Here is a 405-nt window from a genome sequence, read left to right on the forward strand (position 1 = left end):
GGTCCCTACAGCCTTCAGCGGAGTGGACTGCTACCGATAAGCCTTTCGTACTCGGCTTCCGGTGGGCCATAGCTGCCATCGGCCAGTTTGATCAGTCCTTCCCAATCACGGATGACGATCTTGCCGCACGTGGCGCGGATCAAGCCATTGCCTTCCAGGACCTCGATGGCGACGGTTACGCCCGGCCGCCTCACGCCGAGCATGATCGACAGGAATTCGCGCGTGAGTTTCAGCTCGGGGCCAGCGCGATCCTCACACAACAGCAGCCATCGGACGAGACGGCTTTCGAGCCCCTGGCGGGCGTTCGCGTGAGAGCGGTGTAGCTGGTCTGCACCATCAGGCATTGCACGAAGCGCAGAAGAAACAGCCGCAGGGTGGGACTTTGCTCGAGTGCCTCATGAAAGG

The 405-nt window shown here is 61.5% G+C and carries 1 pseudogene; it reads right to left on the bottom strand.

Features of this window, described 5'->3' with window-relative positions:
* Window positions 1–14 precede the first annotated feature (14 nt).
* Window positions 15–405: pseudogene (locus tag EOA27_RS40170) on the bottom strand (Crp/Fnr family transcriptional regulator); the annotation flags it as partial.

Origin of the sequence: Mesorhizobium sp. M2A.F.Ca.ET.037.01.1.1 (genome assembly GCF_003998075.1) — a bacterium.
Lineage (GTDB): Bacteria > Pseudomonadota > Alphaproteobacteria > Rhizobiales > Rhizobiaceae > Mesorhizobium.